Origin of the sequence: Rothia sp. HMSC061C12 (assembly GCF_001815755.1) — a bacterium.
Taxonomy (GTDB): domain Bacteria; phylum Actinomycetota; class Actinomycetes; order Actinomycetales; family Micrococcaceae; genus Rothia; species Rothia mucilaginosa.
Genome location: NZ_KV821872.1, coordinates 49083 through 53637, shown reverse-complemented (window position 1 = coordinate 53637; position 4555 = coordinate 49083). Strand labels below are relative to the sequence as shown.

General features: G+C 57.1%; 2 protein-coding genes. Both read right to left on the bottom strand.

Annotated elements, in window-relative coordinates:
- The coding region (locus HMPREF3055_RS06415; RefSeq protein WP_070738614.1) for a fibrinogen-like YCDxxxxGGGW domain-containing protein at window positions 1–1941 on the bottom strand (1941 nt) is incomplete at its 3' end.
- 528 nt (window positions 1942–2469) lie between these two features.
- On the bottom strand, window positions 2470–4555 hold a 2086-nt coding region (locus HMPREF3055_RS06410), incomplete at its 5' end, for a fibrinogen (RefSeq protein WP_070738612.1).

Sequence of the window (4555 nt, the reverse complement as noted above, 5' to 3'; positions counted from 1 at the left end):
GCACGCACCGTAAATGGTGTTACCGCTCAGATGCAGATCCTGGAAGTCACCACCCTCACGAGTAATTGCGCTGTCGGTGCGGCGCATCGAGCTCTTCTCGTAACGGGTAATCATATGCTCGGTGCCACCCACCCAGACGGAGGAACCAGCATCCTGAACATCGAACTGGAAGCCCCACATCCTGCGCTCGTTTTTCAAATCCCAGGTTTGGGCATTCTTGGGGGTGTATGAAGGACGGTGGTGCCAAGCTACCGGGTTCGTGCTACTGCCTTGCATATGAGCGAGACGGAACGCCTCCTGGTTATTCAGCTGGGTGAAGTAACCAGCGACGTACACATCGGCATTGCCCTCAGAAGCGCTCACGCCGTTAACCGTGCCGTTAAAGACCGGACGCCAGTTCCAGTCCACCTCACCGTTGCTCAACTTAATGCGAGCCAGGTTCCTCGCATACGCGTAGGTGGGGGAGGTCTGGCCCTTCAAGTGAGTGAAGGATCCACCAATGTACAGGTAGCCATCACGCACGTGCAGGGTCTTAATCTGTACCGGTACGGAAGCGATGCGGCTGACCACGCGGATATCCCAGTCCTTAGCGACCTGACCGGTCTGCGGATCCAGAATCACAAAACCGTTGTAGTACTCTCCGTTCACCTGGTCGAAAGAACCGCCCACAGCAAGCAGGCCGTTCGGCAGAGCCTCAACCGACTTCACCTGACCGTTAATCTTCGGGCGGAAGGAACGGCGCAGCTCGCCGGTACCCACCTCGTAACCAGCCAAGAAAGCCTGCTCAACCTTCTCACCGCTTGCCGACTCAACGTACGCGAAATCGCCACCGGTAAAGACAGCGCCACCGACCTCGGTGATAGCCTCAACCTGGGTGTTCATCTCACCCTTCTTGCCGGTACCGGTCTCAGCGCTGGTACGCCACTTCCACTTCTCGGAGTAGCTATTGGGTAGCGCGCGGCGGTTACTTGCCGCAGCGCCCTGCTGGCCATAATCATGCAGACCCTTAGCCACCAAATCGTTCTGAGTCACCTTCGGGCGCAAGAACATCTGAGTAAATACCAGGGGAGTGGTCGAATCATCCGCCGGGCGGTAAATATACGCCGAAGGACGGTTCATCAGGTAGGTCTCGGTCCACCATGTAATCTTGGCGTTGCGACCGTAGGTGAAGCCCAACTTGTAGCCCTGCGATGCCTTCTCTTCGAAGTTCAGGGAACGGAAATCATCAGAATCATGGGTGAAGATGTTACCAGCCACCTGACCACGGTTGGCGTAGTCATAACGGTTACTGTACTGCCAGGTGTTTTTGACCGAAATATTTGACCAGAACATCTTTGAACGCAAAGTCCAAGTCCATTCGGTACTGGAATCACGGTGAGCCTTAAAATCCTGCCAGGTAGTGCCCTCAACGTTCATCGCGCGATGGAAACGCACGCCATCGGGCAAATCCTGCGGACGGGTACCGTTCAGTAGCGCGTTCACGGTCACGCCGGAGAGCTGCACCGCATCAAAGCCGGTCGGGTTCTTATACAGCTGATCGGCATTACCGCGACCGTAGTAGTTCTCAGTCCAGCTCTCACGACCGCGGCCAATCATAACCCAGCCGCCGCCATCAGTTTCCTGATCGCAATAGAACTGCTCAGGAGCACTCATCGCAGGGGTGTACAGCCAGTACGCGCCGCTCTTGCCACGCGGATTATTCTGCTTAACCTCCCAGCAGCTCGCAGCCGCGCGCTCACTCGACGAACCGTCATAGTAGCGTGCATCAGCAGCCTGCGCGCCCGAAGCAATCGGACCCAAAGAAGCCGCAACCATCGCAAAAGAAGCAGCCGCCGCACCCAAAGCACGGGACCCGGAGCGAGAAGCTACGCGAGAGCCCTCAGAAGCGGAGGAAGCAACACCCTGCGCGCGCCCTCCACGCGTGAACGGAAGAAAATTCATTTGTCTCTCCTAGAGACCTCAACCGGCACACAGCAGAAAACTGCAATTCACACAGCAACACCCACCCCACACAAGGCACAGCATAGTGACCAGGCATCGGGGTAAGGGGGAAGCGTTATGAACTGCGCTAACAGCGAGTCTGTAGCCGGAATCAGTGAGTGTAGTTATCGGAAATTGAATGAATACGCCCCACCCCTCACGCACGAAGCCAACAATGGCACCGTACCCGTACGAAGCGGAACGCTAAAAATCTGTGAAGTTTCCTCTGTCGTACCAACAGCGAAGAAACACCACAGACCAAGATTCAGCCCATCATCGGAAAGGACGGAAGCAACCCATCCGACGCAATGAATCCCAACCCATCATAGCCGCCGCAGAGGCGAAGAGATAGCAAACTGGGAAAACCGGACCGAACCAAAACTATAGAGGGCATACACCCCGGGTGCACCGCCGCCTGATTCGGACCCCGCAAACCCTGCAGAGCCCGAACCAGGCGGCGGCTCAAAGAAACTAGATCAACAATCTGACCTAAGCCTGAGCAGCTCCCGTGGAAGCCGAGAAGTTCTCAGACGCATCGATGGAACGCACATAGTAGCGAGCGCCATCAGTATGCTCAACCTCGTAGCTGGTGCCCGAGACCGTAGCAATCACACGGTCATCACGCAGCACCTGGTAGCGAGCACCGCTCTCACGAACACCAGACCAAGACAGCTTATCGGTCGAGCCATCACGCTGAACCGACAGATTCGACGGAGTCGACGGGGCGGTCACATCGCGAGGAGCAAAACGAGCAAAACCGACAGTGCGCTGCTCACCATTAGCACCCAGCGAGCGGTTAATGTCGCCACCAACCCACAGGTTGCCGCGCGAATCCATGAAGGACTCCCAGACACCGTAGCCGCTAGCACCCTTCAGAACCGGGCTGAACTCGCCGATGACCTCGCCGCTGTCCTTATCGAACGCTGCGACCAGGCGCATACGGTGAACCGCCTTCGACTCCTTCCAGTAGGTGTGGTAGCCGGTAGAACCCTCAAAGAGAACGTCACCGCAGTGGCACGCACCGTAAATGGTGTTACCGCTCAGGTGCAGATCCTGCCAGTCGCCACCGTACTTAGAAATCGCGGTGGAGATACGGCCGTAACCGTTCTTCGAGTAGTTCGCAATCAGGTGGTCAGCACCAGCAGTCCACACGGTCGAGCCGGCATCCTGAACATCGAACTGGAACGCGTACACAATGCGGTCAGTAATGTTCAGCTTCAGCGACGGCTCCCACTCCCACTTAATATTCGAAGCGTTAGAACCATTCAGCGCCGCCAGGCGGAACGCGCGCTGGTTATTCAGCTCAGTGAAGTAACCCGCAGCGTGAACAGTCGAGTTATCGGACGCAGCGGTAATACCGTTGACCGTACCGTTAAAGTTCGGGCGCCAGTTCCAATCCACCGCACCGTTCGAGAGCTTAATACGAGCGGCACCACGCGAGTAAGCGTACGCCTTAGACGTATTGCCCTTTACATGGGTGAAGTTACCGCCAATGTAGAGGTAACCATCCTGAACCAGCAGGGTCTTCACCTGCGCGGCAGCACCATTACGGCGCTGAATCTGAAGATCCCACGTGCGGTCGATCTGGCCGGTGGTTGCGTCCAGAATGACGAAGTGGTTGACCTTCTCGCCGTTAACCTCGGTGAACTCGCCACCAACTGCCAGGCGGTTATTCGGCAGAGCCTCCAGAGCCTTAATCTGACCGTTGAAAGTCGGACGGAAAGAGCGAACCAGTTCGCCCGAATCCACGTTATAGCCCGCCAGGTACGACTGGTCCACGCGCTCGCCACCAGCCGACTCCACATACTTGAAGTCGCCACCGGTGAAGACGGTGTCGCCCACCTGAGTAATAGCCTGAACGTAGGTGTTCATCTCGTTCTTCTTGCCGGTGCCAGTCTGCTCACTGGTGCGCCAACGAACGGGCATCGTGTAGCTATTGGGCAGAGCACGACGGTTGCTAGCGGCAGAGCCAGAACCAATTTGCGAGAAGTTCAAGTCACGCTGAGTCAGCTTCGGACGCAGGAACACCTGAGTAAAGGGGATGGAGTAACCAGCGGAACCACGCTTGTGGTAAATATATGAATCCGGATTCTCATTACCGAAGTTCACCAGCGCACCGTACGCAAAACCAATCTGGTAGCCCTGGTTCGGGTTCGCGAAGAAACGAACAGAACTGGTGGTAATACCCGGAGCCATCTCCGAGGGGGAACCGCCCATACGCGCAGTGCGGTTAATACCGGCACCGGTGAACTTCACGGTGCCCCAACGCTGACCGTAGCTCATCGCCCAGGTCCACTGCTCAGTCTGAGGACGCTGAACATAAACGTTCTGCCACTGGGTGCCCCTTGCATTGTGGGCACGGTGCAGGCGCATGCCGTCGGGAAGGTCCTGAGGCTTAATGCCGTTCAGCAGGGCATCGACAGTGTTTGCGGGAAGCTGGACGGGAGTAAAAGCGGAGGGACCCGTGGGGTTCTGGTGCAGTTGACTCGGGTCGCCGGTGCCGTTGTAAGACTCGGTCCAACCCTCACGACCGCGACCAATCATGACCCAGCCGCCGCCATCAGTTTCCTGATCG